The organism is Aerosakkonema sp. BLCC-F183 (assembly GCF_041929145.1).
Classification (GTDB): Bacteria; Cyanobacteriota; Cyanobacteriia; order Cyanobacteriales; family Aerosakkonemataceae; genus Aerosakkonema.
Genome location: NZ_JBHFNU010000043.1, coordinates 1 through 22,412, shown reverse-complemented (window position 1 = coordinate 22,412; position 22,412 = coordinate 1). Strand labels below are relative to the sequence as shown.

18 protein-coding genes and 1 pseudogene are annotated in these 22,412 nt (G+C 42.0%); 14 read left to right on the top strand and 5 right to left on the bottom strand.

Annotation, left to right across the window (positions count from 1 at the left end; translation table 11 throughout):
- Nucleotides 1–15 precede the first annotated feature (15 nt).
- Nucleotides 16–1,194 carry a WD40 repeat domain-containing protein gene (locus ACE1CD_RS11205; RefSeq protein ID WP_374823966.1) on the top strand — a complete coding sequence of 393 codons (1,179 nt, stop codon included), beginning with the start codon at nt 16–18 and terminating at the stop codon, nt 1,192–1,194.
- Between the two features lie 86 nt (nt 1,195–1,280).
- Nucleotides 1,281–2,126 carry an ATP-dependent sacrificial sulfur transferase LarE gene (gene larE / locus ACE1CD_RS11200; RefSeq protein WP_374795093.1) on the top strand — a complete coding sequence of 282 codons (846 nt, stop codon included), beginning with the start codon at nt 1,281–1,283 and terminating at the stop codon, nt 2,124–2,126.
- Nucleotides 2,127–2,145: 19 nt separating this feature from the next.
- Here the strand turns inward: larE and ACE1CD_RS11195 are convergent, their stop codons facing one another.
- Together ACE1CD_RS11195 and ACE1CD_RS11190 are read right to left on the bottom strand one after the other, a co-directional pair.
- Nucleotides 2,146–2,526, bottom strand: a complete 381-nt coding sequence (locus ACE1CD_RS11195; RefSeq protein ID WP_374795012.1) for a pentapeptide repeat-containing protein — start codon at nt 2,524–2,526, stop codon at nt 2,146–2,148.
- 578 nt (nt 2,527–3,104) lie between these two features.
- Complete coding sequence (locus ACE1CD_RS11190) at nt 3,105–3,407, bottom strand: RNA recognition motif domain-containing protein (RefSeq protein WP_374795013.1); 303 nt, start codon at nt 3,405–3,407, stop codon at nt 3,105–3,107.
- A 696-nt stretch (nt 3,408–4,103) separates the two neighbouring features.
- Here ACE1CD_RS11190 and ACE1CD_RS11185 point away from each other — a divergent pair.
- From ACE1CD_RS11185 to ACE1CD_RS11175, 3 genes are all read left to right on the top strand, one after another.
- The gene (locus ACE1CD_RS11185; RefSeq protein ID WP_374795014.1) at nt 4,104–5,087 is read left to right on the top strand and encodes an RNA polymerase sigma factor, RpoD/SigA family; all 984 of its coding nucleotides are present in this window, start codon (nt 4,104–4,106) and stop codon (nt 5,085–5,087) included.
- A 383-nt stretch (nt 5,088–5,470) separates the two neighbouring features.
- Entirely contained in the window at nt 5,471–7,147 is a 1,677-nt protein-coding gene (pckA, locus tag ACE1CD_RS11180; protein WP_374795015.1) for a phosphoenolpyruvate carboxykinase (ATP), read from the top strand.
- A 273-nt stretch (nt 7,148–7,420) separates the two neighbouring features.
- Nucleotides 7,421–8,107: an SAM-dependent methyltransferase gene (locus tag ACE1CD_RS11175; RefSeq protein ID WP_374824048.1), complete on the top strand. Its 687-nt coding sequence runs from the start codon at nt 7,421–7,423 to the stop codon at nt 8,105–8,107.
- A 4-nt stretch (nt 8,108–8,111) separates the two neighbouring features.
- Here ACE1CD_RS11175 and ACE1CD_RS11170 read toward each other — a convergent pair whose 3' ends face one another.
- Entirely contained in the window at nt 8,112–8,474 is a 363-nt protein-coding gene (locus tag ACE1CD_RS11170; RefSeq protein ID WP_374823963.1) for a DUF4864 domain-containing protein, read from the bottom strand.
- A gap of 438 nt (nt 8,475–8,912) precedes the next feature.
- Between ACE1CD_RS11170 and ACE1CD_RS11165 the strand changes: the two genes are divergently transcribed.
- The 7 genes and pseudogenes from ACE1CD_RS11165 to ACE1CD_RS11135 form a co-directional block, all read left to right on the top strand.
- On the top strand, nt 8,913–9,935 hold the full coding sequence (locus ACE1CD_RS11165; protein ID WP_374795017.1) for an endonuclease NucS domain-containing protein: 1,023 nt from the start codon (nt 8,913–8,915) through the stop codon (nt 9,933–9,935).
- Between the two features lie 66 nt (nt 9,936–10,001).
- Nucleotides 10,002–10,232, top strand: a complete 231-nt coding sequence (locus tag ACE1CD_RS11160) for a hypothetical protein (RefSeq protein ID WP_374795019.1) — start codon at nt 10,002–10,004, stop codon at nt 10,230–10,232.
- Complete coding sequence (locus ACE1CD_RS11155) at nt 10,232–10,666, top strand: type II toxin-antitoxin system VapC family toxin (protein WP_374795020.1); 435 nt, start codon at nt 10,232–10,234, stop codon at nt 10,664–10,666. The genes ACE1CD_RS11160 and ACE1CD_RS11155 overlap by 1 nt, the downstream gene beginning before the upstream one ends.
- Before the next feature lie 59 nt (nt 10,667–10,725).
- Nucleotides 10,726–10,986, top strand: coding sequence for a hypothetical protein (locus ACE1CD_RS11150; RefSeq protein WP_374823960.1), 261 nt, complete (start codon nt 10,726–10,728; stop codon nt 10,984–10,986).
- Between the two features lie 46 nt (nt 10,987–11,032).
- On the top strand, nt 11,033–11,692 hold the full coding sequence (locus tag ACE1CD_RS11145) for a histidine phosphatase family protein (RefSeq protein WP_374823958.1): 660 nt from the start codon (nt 11,033–11,035) through the stop codon (nt 11,690–11,692).
- Nucleotides 11,693–11,822: 130 nt separating this feature from the next.
- Complete coding sequence (locus ACE1CD_RS11140; RefSeq protein WP_374823955.1) at nt 11,823–12,863, top strand: glucokinase; 1,041 nt, start codon at nt 11,823–11,825, stop codon at nt 12,861–12,863.
- Between the two features lie 89 nt (nt 12,864–12,952).
- A pseudogene (locus ACE1CD_RS11135) lies at nt 12,953–13,129 on the top strand (Uma2 family endonuclease); the annotation flags it as partial.
- 7 nt (nt 13,130–13,136) lie between these two features.
- On the opposite strand, the gene ACE1CD_RS11130 reads toward ACE1CD_RS11135, so the two are convergent.
- A complete protein-coding gene (locus ACE1CD_RS11130) occupies nt 13,137–13,808 on the bottom strand; it encodes a class I SAM-dependent methyltransferase (RefSeq protein ID WP_374795024.1) in 672 nt (223 codons plus the stop codon).
- A 153-nt stretch (nt 13,809–13,961) separates the two neighbouring features.
- Between ACE1CD_RS11130 and ACE1CD_RS11125 the strand changes: the two genes are divergently transcribed.
- Nucleotides 13,962–14,729, top strand: coding sequence for a YebC/PmpR family DNA-binding transcriptional regulator (locus ACE1CD_RS11125; RefSeq protein WP_374795025.1), 768 nt, complete (start codon nt 13,962–13,964; stop codon nt 14,727–14,729).
- Between the two features lie 188 nt (nt 14,730–14,917).
- Nucleotides 14,918–17,038: a methyl-accepting chemotaxis protein gene (locus ACE1CD_RS11120; RefSeq protein ID WP_374823952.1), complete on the top strand. Its 2,121-nt coding sequence runs from the start codon at nt 14,918–14,920 to the stop codon at nt 17,036–17,038.
- Nucleotides 17,039–17,214: 176 nt separating this feature from the next.
- Here ACE1CD_RS11120 and ACE1CD_RS11115 read toward each other — a convergent pair whose 3' ends face one another.
- Entirely contained in the window at nt 17,215–22,299 is a 5,085-nt protein-coding gene (locus ACE1CD_RS11115) for an AAA family ATPase (RefSeq protein ID WP_374823949.1), read from the bottom strand.
- Between the last annotated feature and the right edge of the window lie 113 nt (nt 22,300–22,412).

Here is a 22,412-nt window from a genome sequence, read left to right as displayed (position 1 = left end):
GTTATCAAAGGCACAATGAGCGAAAATATTAATCAACCCAAAGAATATGATGTCGTGCTTGGCTCTCAAGTGCAAGCAGCATCTGGCAGCGTTGTTTTAGGAGGATTAGAAGGAGTTAAAAAACGTTTGGCGAGTGCCGTAGAAGCGCAACGAATTGCTGCTCTTTATGAAGCCGTGAAATATGGAGAAGCTGGCTTAAAATTAGTAATTCAGGCGTTGCGAGATGAGTCACGCAAATTACGGCAAACAGCCTATTCTATATTGCAAAAAGTACCAGACCCAATTATTCAACAGACATTACAAAATTACTTATACAATTCTTTAGAATGTTTCCACGTCATCAATTGGCATTCCAGTTGGGTTCATTCCCTTGCCGTTAGTCCTGATGGCCGAAATCTAGTTACTTGCGGTCAGGATAAAACGATCGCAATGGGAGATTTGCATACAGGAAAGCAAATTTACCGTCTCGTTTATCCCGATACACCCATGTCTGTAGTAATTAGCCCAGATGGGAAAAAAGTTATCGGCGGCTATCACGACAATACAGTCAAAGTATTAGATTTCCAAACAGGGCAAGAATTTTGTACGCTTAAAGGTCATTCAAAATGGGTAACTTCTGTTGCTATTAGCCCAAACGGTAAAATAATAGTCAGCGGTTGTGGAGATGGAAATGTGAAAGTTTGGGACTGGGAGAAAGGAGAAGTTATTTACACGCTGAAACATCTAGATGTGGTATACTGTCTCGCTATTAGTCCAGATGGAAAAACGGTTTTTAGTGGCAGTCGAGACTGCACGATTAAAAGGTGGAATTTAGAGACAGGAAAAGAAATTGGCACTCTCAAAGGACATTTAGTTTCTATTCGATCGATCGCGATTAGCCCAGATGGGCAAGTGCTGGTTAGCAGTAGTGAGGATGAAACAGTAAAAGTGTGGGATTTGTCCGCACAAAAGGAAATTTATACGATTAAACATCCTGATTGGGTATCTGCCATTGCTATTAATCCAGATGGGCAGATTTTTGTTAGCGGTTGTGGCAATCGCGATAAAATGATTAGAGTCTGGAATTTGCAAACTGGGAAGGAAATTCGGACGCTGGGAGAACATACTAATACAGTCGGTTGTCTCACTTTTAGTCCAGATGGACAAACGCTGGTTAGTAGCAGTTCTGATATTAAAGTGTGGGGGTTGCGGTAGTTGCGATCGCGACAGCGATGCGTAGCATTATCGCATTTTTCAACTATCTTGGAAATATGGCTAGTTGTACTGAAGTCAAAGGAATTATGATGTTGCAAAAATTACAACATATAAAAGATATTTTTGCCGAAATGGAGATGGCTTTGATTGCCTATTCCGGAGGAATTGATAGCACCCTGGTAGCAAAAATTGCTTATGATATGTTAGCCGATCGCGCTTTAGCCGTCACCGCCGAATCTCCCTCCTTGCTACCGGAAGATTTGGAGGATGCTAAAGTTCAAGCTGCTGAAATTGGCATTCCCCATCAAGTAGTTCAAACTCACGAAATCGAAAACCCGAATTACGCTTCTAATCCGGTGAATCGCTGCTATTTCTGCAAAAGCGAATTGCACGATACGCTAAAACCTTTGGCGCTAAGTTTGGGTTATCCTTATGTAGTGGATGGCGTGAATGCGGACGATTTAAAAGATTATCGTCCGGGAATACAGGCGGCGAAAGAAAGAGGTGCTAGGTCTCCTTTAGCAGAAGTCGGTATAACTAAAGCAGAAGTGCGAGAAATTTCCAAACATTTAGGTTTACCTTGGTGGGATAAACCCGCCCAACCTTGTCTGAGTTCTCGCTTTCCTTATGGGGAAGAAATTACTGTCGCCAAGTTGCAAAGAGTTGGCAGATCCGAACTGTATTTGCGAAAGTTGGGTTGGCGAAATTTGCGCGTTCGTTCTGAAGGTGATACCGCACGAATTGAATTACCGCCAGAACAAATAAAAGAGTTTGTGTTAACTACCGAATTACCTGCTTTGATATCTGCTTTTCAGTCATTCGGCTTTGTTTATGTGACTTTAGATTTGGAAGGTTACCGCAGCGGAAAACTGAATCAAGTGTTGACGCCACAAGTCCGCAATTCCACATATTCAGCACTTGACATCAGTTGACATTAACCTTCAAAAGTGCTTAAATCGAAATTCGATCGGGAGTGAGTGAATATTTATCGAGGTTTGATGTAAAAGTGGGGTTTATTTCAGGCGGCATAATTGTGCCACGCAAACAGGCATGACTTAGATTTGCATTACTCAGATTGACATCACTGAGGTTCGCGTTCGTCAGGTTGGCCTTAGTTAAATTTGTTTCAGTTAAATTTGCCCCTGTTAAAATTGTATCTGTGAGATTTGCATGGCTCAAATTTGTCCTCGTCAGGTTGGCCTTTGTTAAGTTAGCACCGCTCAAGTTAGCGCCACGAAGATTCACGTTCTTGAAATTTGCTGCCATCAGGTTCAGATTTCTGAAATCCCGTTGTCCTGCATTATAGCGACTTAAGAGTTCTTTGATATTCATATGGGTGTTTGAAATGTTCAGAGGGGGACGTAATCTGCTCTTCTTAATTCTCAGGTCGCAGCCGGTAGGTGAGAACCGAGATTTTAGCGCTAGGAACGAAGTAGCTTTCGATCAATTCTTTGTCCTTAAGATGTTGCAGAGCTTGAACCAGGACAGTATACTTTTTACCAATAAGGTCAAAGAGCTGACCCCGGTTCTTGTCCCCATGCTTGAGCGCTTCCAGAATGATTGATTCGGTAGAATTGCTATCAGTTTGAAAGTTCAATAGTGAAAGCGCCTCCGACGCGGGTTATGATTGCCAATTGCTGTGTGCTTGCGTTTTTCAATAAGCTTTTCAAAGTAAAGATACTTCGTCGTCTCAGGGAAAATTTCCAGGCGAGAAAGTTTTCGCTTTAATCAACCTATATATGACTCAATAGTTTTATTTTGACCCGGCATTGCTTGGATAATTTCATCAATTGAAGAATAAACTGCATTAGGCCGGGATGTGGGCGATCGAGTTCGCAAGCACTTGTTAAAAACGCTAGACTCAGAGCCTACTCTCAAGACTGGAAAGTTTTAACTTTCGTCGAGAGAACTTAGTAGCGCCTTTGAGAGCCGCCTCTATTTCCCCAGCTTCCTCCAGAAGAGCCTCTTTCTTCACGAGGTCTTGCCTTATTTACCTTGAGGTCGCGCCCCATCCATTCAGCACCGTTGAGGGCTTCAATAGCAGCGGTTTCTTCTGCTTCTGTATCCATTTCGACAAAGGCAAATCCACGCAAACGACCTGTTTCTCTGTCTGTAGGGAGCTGAACGCGCTTCACCGTACCGTATTCAGCAAAGGTTGTATTGAGGTCATCTTGGGTAACCTCGTAGGATAGATTGCCAACATAAATTGACATGAAGTGTCTCCAAAATCAGTAAGTGTAGAGAGTTAGATTCGGAGAAACGCTTTTCAAACGAATTACACAGCCGAAAATAATCCTTAGTAAGGATAGTAGCATAATATTTTGGGAAATACATTGCCAATAATAAATCCGCCCAAAAGCTGATGGTTAAAGGCTGATAGCTCTATAGCTGCCGAGAATCCAAGGATATCGATCGGCGACAAACTCGCAATATTTTTGTTGAGCGTCCATAATGGAAATACCGATTAAGCCAAGCAGTTCGGTAGAGCAGGCTGAATCTTCAAAGCTTAAGAAGCGATCGATCGCTATAGTGAGGCAATCCGCTTAACCTACCTGGAATTTAGTTTGCTGGAGTTGTTGTTCGAGCGAGCAGGAGAGTGTATTTCTCGCGCAGAAGTTTAAGAAAAAATTTGATGATGCCTGCTAGGTCGTTATGGATGGGCGGATTGTGGATGTGTAAATGTCTCGCTGCTTAGATTTGGCATGGTTGTCAATAAGGCTTCAAAAATCAGGTTTATGAACGAAAATAAAGGTTTTAACCTTTCATCATTCGCAATAAACTGAGTTTCTCAGCGTGGTGCAAGATTGAGAGGCTGGCGAGAAAAACTTCAACACAGCCCTGTCAACTCGAATGAATTGTGAGGATTCGAGGTTGGGGGTAAGCATTTGAACACATTGGGCAATAAATATATGTCTATTTCTGCAACTTCAGTACACCGCGCTCAAACCAACTTTACCAGGGATACGATCGGAACCTACCTACTCGAAATTGGTCGAATCCCCTTGTTAACCAAAGAGCAAGAAATCATTTATGCCAAACAAGTCCAGCAGATGATGGCTCTATACGAGCAAAAAGAAGCGCTGACTCAGAGGTTAGGTAGCGAGCCAAGTACTCAAGAGTGGGCGGAGCAAGCTCATCTCGATGGGGCCGAAATGATGTCTGTTTTGACCAAGGGCCAACAAGCAAAGCACAAGATGATAGAGGCTAACTTACGTCTGGTGGTCTCTGTGGCCAAGAAATACCAGAGGCGGGGCGTTGAGTTTTTGGACTTGATTCAGGAAGGAACGTTGGGTCTGGAGCGAGGGATAGAAAAATTTGACCCCAAGCAAGGCTATAAGTTATCTACTTATGTTTACTGGTGGATTCGTCAAGGAATGACAAAAGCGATTTGCCAACAAGGTCGTACCATTCGGCTCCCCAGTCACATTTATGAAAGGCTCACCAAAATTAAGAAGATTCAAAGGCAACTTTTTCACGATCTGGGTCGTAATGGAACCCCATCGGAGATTGCACAAGCGCTGGAGGTAGAGACCTCGGAAGTTAGGAAATTATTGCTGATAGCTCGACGGCCTTTTTCTTTAGATCTACGAGTCGGAGAAAATCAGGACACAGAATTAGTTGAGATGCTGGAAGATGAGAGTCCGTCGCCAGAGGAGTATATGATGGGCGAAGCATTGTGTAATGATGTTCGCCAATTGTTAGCAGAGCTGTCTCCTCGGCAACGGGAAGTGGTCATACTGCGCTTTGGTTTAGAAAACAACCAAGCCCACAGTTTGCAGCAAATCGGAGAACTGCTTGGGCTCAGTCGCGAACGGGTTCGTCAGATTGAGATGCAAGCTTTAGCTAATCTGCGTCGCCAGAGGAGTAGGGTGCGCGAGTATCTTGTAGTTTGATTTTTACGATCGCAATAGGAGTTCGCTCTTCTGTGCTTACTATGCTATTTGAGATCGATCGAAGAGGAGCAGAGGAACAGAGGACAAAAGAAATAAAAAAGTTGTTTAATTAATAGAAGCATAACAGCTCCGAAAGAGCCCCAAGTTTGGACTGCCAAACATGATGCTAAATTTGCATCTATTATCAGCAAAAAACGCATGACTGTGCATCTTTCATGTAACTAAATTTTAATTGACGAACCATAAACTGTATTAAATAATACGAACAATTATTAATTAGCTCGTTAGGGGTTCAGCTTTTTGGTAAAAGTTAAACAGAAAGTATAAATACCTGGCCAAAACGAACTAGGTTTAACCCTATTTCCGAAGAGTAGGTGCTTAATATGAAGAATGGCAAAACTTACGAGTTGGATTCTCTGAACCTTAAAAGCTTAAATCGGTTGGCTTATAACTTTTCCCAAATCGGCAATTACCAGATGAATGGGAAGGCATTCGGACTGGAAGCTTTAGGTATAAAAAACCCAGGCAGAGTGTATAATAACCTATCAGTACCTGAGCTAGTAGAACATACTTTAGCACGACGAGAAGGAGTTTTAGGAGAAAACGGGGCTCTTTTTGTTAAGACTGGTAAATACACGGGTCGATCGCCTAAAGATAAATTCATAGTTGACGAACCGAGCGTCCATGACGAGGTAGATTGGAATGGAGTTAACGTTCCTCTATCTGTGGAGAAATTCGATCTGCTCTATAAGCGAATGCTTACTTATATCCAAGGCAGAGACTTGTATGTATTTGAGGGTTACGTGGGCGCAGATAGCCAATACCAACTTGGTGTGAGAGTCATTAACGAACTAGCTTGGCAAAATTTATTTGCCCATCAAATGTTCCTGAGACCAACAGCAGAGGAACTGAAATATTATCGCCCAGACATTACCGTCATTGCGGTTCCGGGTTTACAGGGAGACCCGGATATTGATGGCATCAACAGCGAAGCATTTATCGTTCTCAATTTAGTAAAAAGAATTGTCTTAATTGGCGGTTCTCACTATGCTGGCGAAATTAAAAAATCCGTTTTCTCGTTCATGAATTACTTAATGACGAAACGGAATGTTTTGCCGATGCACTGCGCTGCCAACATGGACGAACAAGGCAACACAGCTTTATTTTTTGGACTTTCTGGCACTGGCAAAACTACTTTATCTGCCGATCCGACACGTCGGTTAATTGGAGATGACGAACACGGATGGTCAGAGCATGGCATCTTTAATTTTGAGGGAGGATGTTACGCGAAAACAATTCGGCTTTCCAAGAAAAACGAACCGCAAATATGGGAAGCTATTCACTTTGGCGCTTTGCTGGAAAACGTAATTTTGGATCGAGAAAACAGACTGCCAAATTACAACGATGATAGCTTAACGGAAAATACCAGAGTCGCCTATCCAGTTGAATTTATCCCCGATTGCGTTATTCCTGGCGTTGGCGGTCATCCTAAAACTGTACTGTTCTTAACAGCTGATGCTTTTGGAGTTTTGCCACCTATTGCGAAATTAACCAATAGACAGGCGATGTATCACTTCATGTCCGGTTACACGAGCAAGCTGGCAGGTACGGAACGAGGTGTTACGCAACCGGAAACTACTTTTTCATCCTGTTTTGGTAAGCCGTTTTTGCCACTACCGGCGACTGTTTATGCCCAGATGTTGTACGATCGACTAATCGAACACGATGTTGATGTTTACTTGGTGAATACGGGTTGGAGTGGTGGCCCATACGGTATTGGCAGTCGCATTGAAATTAAACAAACTCGCGCTATGGTGTCGGCTGCTCTCAACGGTCATTTAAATCAAGTCAGATTTCATCACCATCCGATTTTCAAAATTTTAGTTCCGGAAACTGTGCCTGGGGTTGATAGCGATATTTTAGACCCGGTGAAGACTTGGTGCGATCGCGCAGCTTACGAGCGACAAGCGAAAGCACTGGCGAGGAGTTTTGTCGCCAACTTTAAGCAGTTTCATTGCGTTCCTGTAGAAATTATGGAAGCCGCTCCAGAATCCGAATAAGTTTTTTCTCGATTGAAAGTTGAATTGACGATTGGATTTCCTCTATCTATTCCGTAGGGTGGAAAATATCCACCCTACTTTTTAAATGTGATGCTGCGTTATTTTTAGATGAGTGTGGTTACAGTGGAAACAAAAAATATAAATATCTACATATAAACTTTATAAAAGTATACATTTTTTCATCAGTGACACAAAGCGCCTGAATGCAGTTCACTCCCCCGCTCGATCGTTCTAGAATGAGTGGTACTTGTGAAGTGGAAGGCAGAAAAACAAGTGGGATTAAAGCTAGATCGAGTGATTCCGTGGGGGCGATCGATGCAGGAATATGTCAGGATGTTTGACCTGAAGCTCGATCGACTACCGCAAGCAATTCTGGATTGCGGCGGTGGCCCAGCTAGTTTTAACGTTGAGATGACCCGTAAAGGATACAAAGTTGTTTCATGCGATCCGATTTATCAGTTTAGTGCTGATGAAATTGCCCAGCGAATTCAGAATACTTACCCAACTCTTATTAAAGGTGTCGAGGCAAATGCGGACTCGTATGTTTGGCAGGAAATCCTTTCACCAGAACAACTGGGGCAAGTGCGAATGGCAGCAATGCAACAGTTTTTGGCAGACTTTCCGCTGGGGCTTCAAGAAGGGCGCTATTTAACAGAAGGTTTGCCTGTGCTGCCATTCAATAAGAATCAGTTTGATTTAGCGTTATGTTCTCATTTTCTGTTTACTTACTCCGATCGACTTTCAGAGGAATTTCATCTTGCTTCGATTTTGGAAATGAGTCGAGTTGCTAGAGAGGTGCGGATTTTTCCTATTTTGAATATTTCGGGAGAAGTATCGCCTTTACTCCAGCCTGCGATCGATAAGTTGGAAATGCGGGGATACAAGCTGGAAATCAGGCAGGTGCCTTATGAATTTCAAAAAGGCGGCAATCAAATGTTGCGTGTGTTTCCGCCAGTGTGAGGGTTTAAGTGGCATTCACTTCTACGGGAATGAGATAGCATCCGTTAATTTTCCAACCGCCGTCGGGCTGGTTTTCCATCAGGTAAAGTGCCCTGATCGGCACACCGTTGCGATCGAGTAGTAACACTGCTTGAGCTAAGTCTCCGTTGACTAGGGCAAGATCGTCAAATACGACCGATCGCGGACGATACACTGGTTGGTAATGATTCCTTACCATCTCCATAAATTTTTCGGGATCTTGGAATGTTGACTGAATTGCGGGACTTGCAAACGAGAAGGCTGTAACGGCGTCGTCGTTTTGAAACGCTTGCAGTTGGCTTTCGACAACACAGCGGATGGTAACGCGATCGCTGTCGGTGATTTGCATATATTACTCCTCGATGGATAAAGTGCTGCTAGTAACTGGGCTAATTAAATTATAAAAAGTGTAATGCCTTGGCGAAAACCGGCACAGAGGTATCTCTATTAGGACTTACGCAAAGAAACCGGGTTTCTATGCAAAATCGTGGGTTTCTCAACTAGATATCGACGAAGAAACCCGGTTTCTGGCTTCTTCGTGCGTAAGTCCTGTCTATCTACGACGGATACCTCTAAAGTCTGGGGCGAGAGTATCGTTCAAGTATTGTTCTGAGGCGGTCAGAAACTGCGTTTCTCTGTATGACAGCAACAAACTTTCGTTCCGATCGCCTCAAGAAACCCGGTTTTTTGGATCGTTTGACTGGCTTTCTATGAGATGTACTATGAAGTTAAACTAAGTTTTGATGTGGGAATACTAAAATTAGCAAAGTTCTGAAACAGGGGCAATATGGAAACTTACGTTAATTTAAGGAAAAACGGTACAGGCTGGGAATTTGAGAATGAGGATGTTTTGGAAGATTTCGTCTGGACTAATTTAACGCCCCTATTCGGCTTAACTCCTCTGAAGCGTCAATATATTATCAACGAGCAAAGATGCGATATTCTAGCTCTGGGTGAGAATAGGCAGTTAGTCGTACTGGAGTTGAAAAATGCGGAAGATAGGTATGTTGTTAACCAGCTAACTCGCTATTATGATGTTTTGCGCGAGGAGAAACCTTTCAGCGAGCAAATAGACTACGATCTGCCTATTGGGTTAATTGCGATCGCGCCAAATTTTCATAAAGATAACTTTAGAGATAGGAAGTATTGTCATCTGGATATACAATTTTTACAGTTTGACATTTTGCTAGATGGGGAAAAATTTCATTTACAATTAAAAGATGTAGATAATGGGAAACTTTCACAAGTAGAGATTCCCCATCGAGAAAGAGAAAGTACTGATAATATACCCAGTCCGCCCAGAGCGCTCCTTAACCTTTTATCTAAATTTCCTGATGCTGATAGTCAACTGTTATTGCAAATGCGGATAAAAATAATGAGTTTTGATAAACGAATACAAGAGCAAGTAAATTCTGGGACTTTTAGCTATGGGAAGGGAAAGAGTAAATTATGTGCCGAAATTTCTAGTAAAAAAGATACATATGGGAATCGAATCAGACCATACCTAATTTTGTGGTTACCCATTTCGCCGAATCTAAATAAATATAATAGCTGCAAAAGACTGGGAAGAATGATAATTTCAAGTAGATCCTTTCCCAGAAATTCATTTCTTAGTCATCTTGATGAATATTCCTATGTTGCCTACAAACCAAAGGAGTCGCGCTCTCATTCTGCTAATCAGTATTGGACGGTTGAACAATACATACGTTTATACTTAGGAACAGAAGAAGATGTATATCCTCATTTAGTAAAAATAAATGTTGATTTCTTAGTTGAACTAGCTTTAGCAGAATGGATTAAGAGAATTTAAAAATCCCTGACATCAAGACCAAAGTTAATGTTACTATCTAGTTAGCTATTGTGAATTAAAACCATTATGAAATTACAAGAATTGAAGAACCAAGCGTACAAATTATCGGCGATCGATCGCTTAGCTTTAGTGGAAGCGATCGTTCAATCACTTGCAGATGAACTCGAACCACGCTTACCAGTGCCAGCAGGAGTATTGGAACGATTGCGCGGCAGTCTCAAAACAGATACACCACCCCTAAATGATGCCCAAATTCAGGTTATGTTAGAAGAATCCTTGGAGGAAAAGTATCTGTAATGCGGATATTGCTGGACACCAATATCATTCTTGATTTTATGCTAGAGCGAGAGCCATTTTTCAATGATGCTAACGCTATAGTACAAAAAATAATCTCTAGAGATGTGGAAGGCTATGTAACGGCAACAACTTTAACCAATATCTTCTACATTGCCAGAAAGATCAAAGGTATTGAGATTGCCAAGCAGTATATTGCTGACATTCTTGCACTTATGCGAATCTGCCCGGTTAACCGCCGCGTCTTGGAGGAAGCCTTATCATCTAATTTGAGAGATTTTGAAGATGCTGTACAACTTGCTTGTGCCAATCGGTTAAAAATTTCCGCGATTATCACCCGCGATCGTCGAGATTTTGAGGGTGCTGCGTTACCGATTTTGTCACCAAGCGAGTTTTTGGAGATGCTGGATGAAATTAGTGAAGATTTGGCCGAGTAAATAAACACCAAACTTATGTTTGGAAGTTAGTATTGAATAATTGACAAGGAGTCATAACCATGTCTATGTCTTGGCAAGATATCCACAAAGAAGCAGATAAGTTATCGGTGGTAGAGCGCTTAGAATTAATAGAAGCGATCGTCCAATCAATAACAGATGAAATCAGAAAAAACCCACCAGCGCCAAAACAGCAAACGCCCGAATTACGCGAATTATTGGATAAAAAAGGAATTCCATATCGAGAAGTAAATGGAATAGCAATTTTAACACCGCGTCAGTTATTGGATACGCTAGATGAGGATAGCAAAACTTCTGGTTAGTTACCTCGCTATCCAAAATCCAAAATCCAAAATCCAAAATCCGATTATGCCTCAAACTGTTTGGATCGCCCGACACGGGAACCGCCTCGACTTCGTAAACCCCGAATGGTTTTTAACCGCAGAACGCCCCTACGATCCGCCGCTATATGATGGCGATGAAGGGGATAATGGCTTTATCCAAGCGATGCAGCTGGGACAACGCTTGAAGGGTGAAAACATCGCCCATATTTTCGCCTCACCGTTTCTGCGAACAGTACAAACAGCTAACCAAGTTGCGGAAGCGCTAGATTTGCCGATTAAAGTTGAATCAGGATTGAGTGAATGGTTAAATCCAGCGTGGATGCGATCGCACCCAGAAAAACTCCCCCTGGAAGCATTGCACGCGCAATATCCCAGAGTTGACCTCACCTACACCTCTCGCGTCATCGCCGAATATCCGGAAATGGGAGAAACAGCCCTAGAACGATCGGGCCAAACTGCCAGACGCCTTGCAGATGAGTTTCCAGAAGATATCCTGTTAGTGGGACACGGGGCATCGGTTTTGGGTGCAACAATGGGGTTGCTGGGCGTCACAACCAAACCGGAAATCAACGCCGCCCTTTGCTGTTTGGTCAAAGTTGTCCGTTACGAGCAAGAATGGGTGATGGAATTAAATGGCGATACTTCCCATTTGACCCAAACGGAGAAAGTAATTCGATTCCACTAAAGTTGTGAGATTACTTCTGACGAGGATACCAACAACAGCAGAACGCTTGTACGATCGATTCATTAACCAGGGTCGGGGATACTTCCCCATTGACAGAAACTAAATAAAGTAATGCGGTTTCACTACAGCTATGACATTGTTATTGGCAGGCGATATCGGCGGCACCAAAACTCTTCTGCGATTGGTGGAGTTGCCAGCAGAGGGATCGATGTACAGCTTGGATGAGGCGACTTACGATAGTCCCCACTATCCAGATTTGGTGCCAATAGTGGAGAAATTTTTGGGTGCGGCAGCAGAACATTTGGGCTATACGCCCTTACCGCAAAAGGCTTGTTTTGCGATCGCCGGCCCAATTGTCAACAATACGGCAAAATTGACCAATCTGACTTGGGCACTCGACGCCAAACGTCTGGAAAAAGAACTGGGAATTGGATCGATCGTTCTAATTAACGACTTTGCTGCGGTTGGTTATGGCGTTTTGGGACTAACTGAGTCAGATTTGCACACTTTGCAAAATCGTCAACCCCAACCAAACGCCCCTATCGCGGTAATTGGGGCTGGCACCGGTTTGGGACAAGGTTTTTTAGTTCCGCAGGGAAACAGCTATGAGGTTTTCGGTTCGGAAGGCGGGCACGCTGACTTTGCTCCCCGCTCAGAGTTAGAATTCGATTTGTTAAAATACCTGCGGGATAAACACGATATCGATCGAATTTCTGTGGAAAGGGTGGTTTCCGGTCAAGGAATTGTGGCGATTTACCAATTTTTAAGAGACAGAAACTATTGCCAGGAATCACCAGAAATTCAGGAAATTGTGAGGATTTGGAAACAACAAACCGGACGGAGTGAAAAGACGGTCGATCCAGCGGCTGCTATTAGCAAAGCTGCTTTGGCAAAGAGCGATCGCCTTTCCGAACAAACGATGCAAATGTTTGTAGAAGCTTACGGTGCAGAAGCTGGTAATCTCGCTCTCAAACTTCTACCTTATGGCGGTGTTTATATTGCTGGTGGTATCGCTGCCAAAAATTTACCTCTCATGCTGGAAGGTAGTTTTATCCACGCTTTTACTAATAAAGGAAGGATGCGAACTTTACTGGAAAAGATGCCCGTGCATATAGTGCTTAACCAGCAGGTTGGGCTTATCGGTGCGGCTATTTGTGCTGGCAGATTGTAGGCTAATCCGAATGATTCTAGATTTTAGATTGGTGGAAAATCTAGAATCTCATTTTTTTATGCAAACGAATGCGATCGCGAAAAACCTTTATGATTGCCGTTACTATCAATTTTAACTCCGTTATCAAACTAAGCGATGACCAATTTTACCAGCTTTGTCGGTCAAATCCCGATGTTAAGTTTGAACGCAATGCCAAAGGAGAATTAATTGTCATGCCACCGACAGGGGGAGAAACGGGAAATCGTAATTCAGAAATGAATGCTGATTTAAACTTTATATATTTGACCAAATAACGCCCATGAAACAACCCAATTTTGTCAACGAGCAATTGGGAAAAACACGACTGTAAATTTCTTGAAATTGCTGTGCGGATAAATAGCGATCGCTCGCTAAATGACCCAACCAAGGTTTAGATGTTCTCAATTCAAATAATCTCGTAGCGTTGCCCAAGCCATATTTTAAGCAATCCGGAATAAAATCTTGCATTGCACCAACTATGTACACAATTGTAGCTGGTGTTTCGACTTCAGAAACGTTATCTCGCAAAACTATTTTGCCAGCAGGATTTAATAAATTTTTGATTGCTTGCAAAGTTGAGGTAAGGTCTTGTAGATGATGAAATGTGGCAGAACTGACGATGAGATCGAATTTTTTATCCCACGCTAAACAATTGGCATCCATACATATATATTCTATGTTGTCAGATGCTCTTTTGGAGCGTGCGATCGCGACCATTTCCTCACTAATATCGATTCCCACTACTGTCTCGTAATATTTCGCCAATTCAAAAGCTAAAATACCCGAACCGCAGCCAATATCCAGAGCAGCACCTTTACGTTCTGATAAGTTAGTCAAAAAAAAGTCTTGCTTGCTCAGTAAAGTAGCCATGAAATCGTATTTAGCGGCAAATGTATCGAAGCGATCGTAACCCAAATTCACAGTCATAGTTTTTGATATTGAGAAGGCTTGACAAAAAAGGCAAAATAAGCTAATAGTGCCGAGAGCGAGGATCGCACAAAAGCAGCATTTGAGGGCAAGATCGGCCTATCCTAGAGATTGGATAGATGAACTTAATTGTATTTGTTTGAAATCGCGTCTATGGCTGGACACAGTAAGTGGGCGAACATCAAGCGGCAAAAAGCGAGAGTGGATGCCGTCAAAGGGAAAATCTTCGCCAAATTATCGCGGCAGATGATCGTGGCTGCACGCACGGGAATACCAGACCCGGAAGGAAATTTTCAACTGCGGACGGCGATCGAAAAAGCAAAAGCCGCTGGAATTCCCAACGAAAATATTGAAAGAGCGATCGCCAAAGGTGCTGGCAAACTCGGCGCTGGTGACAGTTGGGAAGCGATTCGCTACGAAGGTTACGGCCCAGGCGGTGTGGCGATTATTATCGAAGCGCTGACAAATAATCGCAACCGTACCGCCGCCGACTTACGCGAAGCTTTGAGCAAATACGGCGGCAATTTGGGCGAAACTGGCTGCGTTAGCTGGATGTTTCAGCAAAAAGGAGTTTGCATTTTACGCGGTGCTGTTGATGAAGATGCCTTGTTGGAGGCGTCCTTGGAAGGTGGAGCCGAGTCCTACGAACTGACTGAGGATGAGGAAGAAGGGGAAGGTGCGGAAGTTTTTACCGATGTCGCCAACTTGGAAAACCTCAGCAAAACATTAAAGGAAAAAGGTTTTAACGTCAGCGAGTCAGAAGTGCGTTGGATACCGGGGAATACGCTGGAAGTAACAGACCCGATGCAGGCGCGATCGCTAATGAAGTTAATGGATGCCTTGGAAGATTTGGATGATGTACAAAATGTAACGGCGAATTTCGATATGGCAGATGAGTTGATGTCTGTCAGTATGGCCTAGAGTGTGGCAAGCAAAGCTTTTAAGTGAGGAAATCAAAAGCCGGGTTTCTTTGCACGATCCAAGCAAGCACGATCTTTAGAAAAAGAAGTGAGGAAATCAGAAACCGGGTTTCTTTGCACAATCCAAACAAGCACGCTCTTTGAGCAAAAGAAACCCGGTTTATTAACCCACAGATAACTTTACAAATTATGCCAATAACTAAAAGGCCATTTTTTCAAAATATATTCCGCAAAATTTCGCTGCGGACTGTCTTGATTGTTCCCTTTGCGTTACAGATTGTTGGCATTGTGGGAATAGTCGGCTACCTTTCTTATAAAAACGGACAAATTGCGATCGCAAATCTTGCCTCTCAGTTACAGAGTCAAGCTACTTCCCGGATTTCTCAACACTTGGATACTCTTTTAGCTACTCCCCATGAAATAAACCAAATGAACCTAGCTGCTTATGAGTTAGGAAACTTAAATTTAGAAGACCTCGAACTGTTGGGTCGTTATTTTTACAAGCAAATGCAAATATTTAAAGATGTGGGTTACGTCAACTTTGGCAGCGTCAAAGGTGAATTTATCGGTATCGGTCGAGACAATGATGGTAGTTTGTATATGGAATTGATGCGACTTTCTGACAATGGTCGGTATAAACGATATGCGCTGGATAATCAAGGAAAACCGATTCGTGTCATCGGAGCAGAAGACTATGATTTCCGTAAAGAAGATTGGTACGACGCGCCGGTGAAAGCTGGTAAACCAGTGTGGAGTGCGATCTACAACTGGGACGATCGACCGGAAATTATGTCAATTTCCTCTAGTTATCCAGTTTACGATCGAACTCGCAAACTGCTAGGCGCGATCGGAGTTGACTTGATCCTTTCTCAACTTAATACCTTCTTAAAAAATTTAAAAGTCAGTCCAACTGGCAAAGTTTTCATATTGGAACGTGACGGTTTGGTCGTGAGTACTTCCAGTGATGAAAAACCTTTTCGGATAGAGGGAGATGAAGCCAAACGCCTCAAAGTACTTGACATTAAAGACCCTCTGATTCGCGCCACAGCCCAAAATTTAATCGATAAATTTGGTAACTTAAGTAAAATTGCTAAGAGTGAGCGAATTGACTTTCAATTCAATCGAGAAAGACAATTCGTGCAAGTAATTCCCTGGCAAGATCGATTGGGTTTAAATTGGCTGATTGTGGTGGTGATTCCCGAATCCGATTTCATGGCAGAAATTAATGCCAATACACGTACCACAATTATGCTAAGTATTGCTGCTTTGGTAGTGGCAATTATTATTAGTTATCTAACTAGCCTTTGGGTAACGCAACCGCTTGTGCAACTAAATTCAGCAGCGAAAAATCTTGCTAAAGGAGAATGGGATAAAAGGGTTGATATCGATCGCACTGATGAAGTGGGACAACTGGCAAAATCCTTTAACCAAATGGCAACACAATTAAAAGACTCCTTTGAAAAACTCAACGGCATCATTTTTCAGGCTGATGGAGTTGGCCAAAAAATTACGATTACCTCCAGTCAAATCGCCTCAGCAGGTAAGCAGTTAGAAGCGAGTGTCGCACAGCAAGCAGCTTCGACTGACGAAGTAAAAGCAACCGCAGCGCAAATTGCCGCTACTTCTGGACAATTAGTCAAAACGGTGGAAACAATTACCCAAAAAGCCCAAGCCACTGCTTTAGCCGCCACTAACAGTCAAGCCAGCTTAATGGAAATGGCGACAACAATGACTCAGTTGGCTACTGCGACTAAGTTTATCTCTGCCAAACTCGGATCGATAAATGAAAAAGTCACTAATATCAATAGAGTAGTTAATAGCATCAGCAAAGTAGCCGATCGCACCAATTTATTATCGCTCAACGCCGCCATTGAAGCGGAGAAAGCGGGAGAATACGGGGCAGGTTTTGCAGTAGTTGCTAGAGAAGTGCGTCAGTTGGCTAATAGCGCTACTATTGCTTCCCAAGAAATTGAAGAGATGGTCAAAGATATTCAAAACTCTGTTGGTAGTGGGGTGATGGAAATGAATAAGTTCAGCCAACAAGTGAGAAACTATGTGGAACAAGTAAGTCGCGTTGGCGGACAAATTGCCATAGCGATCGAACAAATGCAAAGTCTCACACCCCAATTCGAGACAGTTAGCCAAAGAATGGAGGGACAATATGAAGGTGCTACTCAAATCAGTCTCGCTATCTCTGATTTAAGCGAATCTTCTCAACAAATCGTGGCATCTCTCCAAAAGACCAATCAGGCTTTCGATCAATTGAACGATACCGCACAAGTACTACAGGCTGTAGTGAAAACCAGTTGAGTTTCACGCGATCGCACCTTAATTTAATGCTCTTCATCCTCAATATAGTTACCCCTACGATGAGGAAGCTTAGTTCAATTTTTGATAAGCTTCCTCATCAAAATATCGGAAGTGATATCCGACAAAAGGTGGCTTAAGTATTAGCTTTGCTGTGCTTGTTAATCGCAATAGCCAACTTACTTTGTAATTGGAAGCTGAATTATAAATTCAGTACCCTCTCCGGGCCTAGAAGAACAGTGGATAGAGCCCCCATGTTTTTCTTCAACAATTTGACGGGCGATCGTCAATCCCAAACCAGTGCCTTTACCCACTGCTTTAGTAGTAAATAAATGTTCAAATATTCGCTGTTTAACGTGTTCTTCCATTCCCAAACCATTATCTTTAATATTAATAACAACTTGGTTTGACTTTTTTAGTACTTCCGTTTTAATTCTAATTCGTTGGGGATTGTTTGTGAAATATTCAAACGAATAGTTTTCTCCCATGTCATCAAACATATCGATAGCATTTGCCAAAATATTCATAAATACCTGGTTTAATTGCCCAGGAAAACCTTCAATTATTGGAATTTCATCATATTCTTTTATAATTTGAATTTGGGGTCTTTTATCATTTCCTTTCAGCCGATGTTTGAGAATCATAATTGTACTATCAATCCCTTCGTGAATATTAAAATATACTTGATAGTCTTTGTCAGCGCGAGAGAAAGTGCGGAGACTGGTACTAATATTTTTAATGCGATCGCAGCCTAGCTGCATAGAACTAAGCATTTTCGGTAAATCTGACAAAACATACTCTAAATCTATCTGTTCTGCATGGTCTTTTATTTCTGGAGTAGGAGCAAAGTTCTCGCGATACAAATTGAAGTGTTCGATTAAATCCTCTAAACAGGTTTTAGCTTCTGTTAAATTACCAGAAATAAACCCAACTGGGTTGTTAATTTCGTGCGCTACCCCAGCTACTAAATTGCCCAAAGCTGACATTTTTTCACTTTGTACGATTTGTAATTGAGCTTGTTTGAGGTCAGTCAAAGCTTGTTGGGCTTGTTGATAGAGTTGAGCATTTTGTAAAGAAATTGCAGCTTGAGTACAGAGAAAGTTAAGGACGAGGATGCGATCGCTCGTAAATACTCCTGTCGTTGCTTGATTCTGCAAGTACAAAATTCCTACCAAATCTCCTTGGTTGAGGACAGGCAAACACAAAGCGCTTTTTGGCTGATGTTGCAACAGATAATTATCAATTAATGGGAAATCTGTTTTCAATTCATCAATAACAACCATTTTTCGCGTGTTTTTGACATACTGAATTAGGGCAATAGGTAGATGAGGATAATTATCTATCGATTCCGAGCGTAATTCTGTAGTGTCGGGTGTGGTAATAGCTCTCACTTGCCATTGATTTTCAGTAGGAAACAGCAAGATACATCGATCTGCACCAGAGTTTTGCAAGATAATTTGAGTTAGTTGTTTGAGTAATTCATCAAGTTTAATACTGCTGGAGATAGCTTGAGCAGCTTTGAGAACCGAGGTAAAATCCAAAGCATCAGAAATACTCGTGCTGCCACTATTATATGAGCTAGTTACCGTATGTAGTGAAATACCGCTGACTTTTGCTAAGGTTGCTAGCGGATTTAGGTGGTGTTTCTGTTGCTGAAGGATGGGTTGAAGTAGTTCGGGATAGCGTTTTTCCAAGTCATCAGTTTTGGCTTTTGCTCCCCACCTGGCATAACAGTAGTAGGCTTCTTGCATATAGCCTGCGGCGACTTTCTCTTTACTCCAAGCCAGGTAGAATTTAGCAGCGAGCTCGTTGGCGAGGGCTTCTTCTTGGATGTATTCGTTAGCTTTGGCTCCAGATATGGCGCGATCGTAATTGGTTATCGCCTCTAAAAAATTACCAGAAATTCGAGCCATTTCAGCCTTAACTAAATCACAGAGATGCAGAAAATTAGTTGGGCTATTTTGCGACCAAATTTCCAATTTTTTCTGAAAATTAGAAATTTTATGCCAATACTCTAATCTTTGCTTTTCAGATATCTCTGGATATCGTGCCAAAAGCAGCAAGGCATAAATAAAGCAATGATGAGCGTATGGCAGCAATCCTTGAGGTGCAACATTGATAATTTCTCGTTCGGCTTGTTCACCGTAGTGGAATGCTTCCTCCAGCCGCCCATAAAAGAAAAGAACCTGACTTTTGAGAATATTGTAAATACAAATTACTTGCCAGTTTTTATGCTGGCGGCACTGTTCCAGATATTCCGATTCATTCCACTCAACACTTGTCCCCATCAATTCAGAAACGATCCTCTGACCGCCTATAAAAAGATCGATCGCCCACTGATTTTTATATTTCTGACTGAAGGCTAATGATGTTGCTATTTCATCGCAAAGTTCTTGCAGCCGAACACTTTGATAGAAGCGGCAATACATATTATGCCCAAACGCATAAGCTGCATATTGCAAATTACTAGACTCTAAACCCACTTGATAAGAGCAAAGATAATCTTCACTAGCCACTTTTAACGGATGTGACCAATGTCTCAAAGAACTACCAATCATTAGGTAACCAACACTCTCGGCTGATTTATTGTTAAACCCTTGCATTAACTTGAGAGTGACATCCAGTAACTCGTCTGTCCCTTGATAATTATCGAAAGCATATCCTCGTAAACCACCAAAAGCCGGGTAAATATATCCAATTTCCGGTGTATTTCCATATTGCAAGCATAAATTGATGGCTTTAGCACAAATTACAGACCACAATCTTTGGTGAGAACGATAGGTGGGAGGCCCCATACTAATTAATAGCTTAATTGCCATCTTTTTCTCTGGTTCTGCCATAATTGGCAAATCAACTAACTCAGAAAATGAGCGATTTTTTAATGTTTCTTCAGCCAGCGCGAGTTCTGCATCTCGGACTCGATCGAGATTTTTTTCGGGTAAATCTATATCAATTAAAGCCAGCGCTTGGCGACCAGCCTGTATTGCTTCTGGGTACTTGGCTTGCAGGGTATATTGTACGATGGAAATATTGTAAACTTCGGCTTTTTCCAATGGTGTTTTGGCATTTTCAACTGTTTGTTGAAGCCAAATTTCTGCTTGTTCAAAGTTCCCTTTCAAATACTCAACTTCGGCTCGTTCTTTAAATAACGCAAAGGTAAGTTCGTAATAGCGTTCCCAGCAATTAGGAGGTAAAAGTTCCATCCCTGCCTTAATGTATGTCAAAGCGCCAGAGTATGCTGTGGAAGCTTTCGCTTTAGTCCCTGCCAACAGATTCAGCTTTGCTAGTTCTTCTTTGCGAGTTGTTTCGGTAATTAATGTACTGCTAATATTTAAATGATTGACTATTTCAAAAATGCGTTCTTCTCTTTGTGTAAATGATAAATTTGCTAAAAGCAAAGTACCGATTTCAAGATGGGTGGTTTGCTTTTGTGCTGGTTCAATTAGAGAATAGGCGGCTTGTTGAACTCGATCGTGCAAAAAACGATAAGCAACATTTTCAATATGGCCAACCTTTGCATCTGTCTCATCATGACTTACATAAAATTTATACACTTCACTTTGCGGCAAAATCATTCCTTCCTGCAAGGCTTTCCACAAAGCCATCGCTGCATCTGCTACTGATTTTTCTGACACAATTGATAGTGTATTTAAATCAAACTGGTTGCCAATACAAGCAGCTAACTTAAGTATTTGTTGGGTTTCGTTCGGCAATTTCTGTAACTGCTGTGCCATAAATTCGACCACATCATCGGTAAGCGATAGCGCATTGATTTGGGCGATATCGCATTCCCAATAGCCTTGCTCCCGATTAAACTTAATTTGCCCATCTTCGTATAACGCCTTGAGAAACTGCGTAGTGAAAAAGGGATTGCCTTTGGTTTTGCGATCGATTAATTCACTCAGGGGGCGCGAAGGCTCAGTTGAGCAAAGCAAACTATCGGCAACCAACTGATTCGTATCTTCAAAAGCTAGGGGGGTGAGGGTAATTTTGTTGACGGTTTTACCTGCTTTTTTGAGTTCCTCGACTGTCAATATAAATGGGTGAACAGGTGAAACTTCATTGTCTCGATAGGCTCCCAACAAAAGTAAATAACTCTTATCCTCCATTAGCAATTTTATCAACTGTAAGGAAGCCAAATCTGCCCACTGTAAGTCATCCAAAAACATTACTAACGGATGTTCTTTTGCTGTAAAAACTTGAATAAATTTTTGAAATAGCAAATTAAACCTATTCTGTGCCGCTGTTCCCGATAATTCTTGCGCTGGCGATTGTTTACCAATAATTATTTCTAGTTCGGGAATTACCTCAATCAAAACCTGGCCATTCTCTCCCACCGCTTCTAAAAGCTTAGTTCGCCAAGCAGCCAATTGCGCGTCCGATTCTGACAATAATTGCCCCATTAAATACCGTAAAGCTTGCACAAATGCAGAGAAGGGTATGTTGCGATTAAATTGGTCAAATTTGCCTTTGATGAAATACCCTTTTTGGCTAGTAATTGGTTTGTGGACTTCATGGACAAGGGCGGTTTTGCCAATGCCTGAAAATCCCGCTACTAACATCATTTCGGCTGTGCCATTCGCAACGCGATCGTCTTTCGGACTCGCTACGCGCACAAACGCTTCCAAAAGTGTATTTACTTCTTTTTCTCTTCCATAAAGTTTTTCAGGAATGATAAATCGGTCTGATGTATCCCTTTGTGCGATGGGAAAATTGACGATTTTACCTGTTAATTTTAACTGATTTAAACAAATTTCCAAGTCATACTTCAATCCCAAAGCGCTCTGATAGCGATCTTCTGCATTCTTCGCCATCAATTTAGTTACAATTGCTGCTACTACCGCTGGGACTTGAGGGTTAATACTGTGAATATTTGGCGGTTGTTGAGCAAGATGACAATGCAACAATTCCATTGGATCTTGGGAATCAAAAGGTAATTTTCCGGTTAATAATTCAAATAGAGTTACACCCAAAGCATAGAAATCAGCGCGATAATCAATGCCGCGATTCATGCGTCCAGTTTGTTCTGGTGCTAAATAGGCTAATGTTCCTTCCAAACTATTGGGATTTTTGATTTCTTGAGTTTCTTTTGGTAATAATGAAGCAATGCCAAAATCAATTATTTTTACTTCTTTAGTGTTTGTGTTGATTAATATATTCGCTGCTTTAATATCTTTATGAATTACTCGATTAAGGTGTATTTCATATAAAATTACCGCTATTTGTTGGGCTATTTCCCTGGGGGGGAGACAACAATCGGTCAACCCCTTACTGCGTGCGGGGTTGACCGATTGTTGTCAAAAAAAAATAGGTCTGCTATTCTCAAGTAGACCTAACTAATGAAAAAAATGAATTTAATACCTTCATTTTACACCCA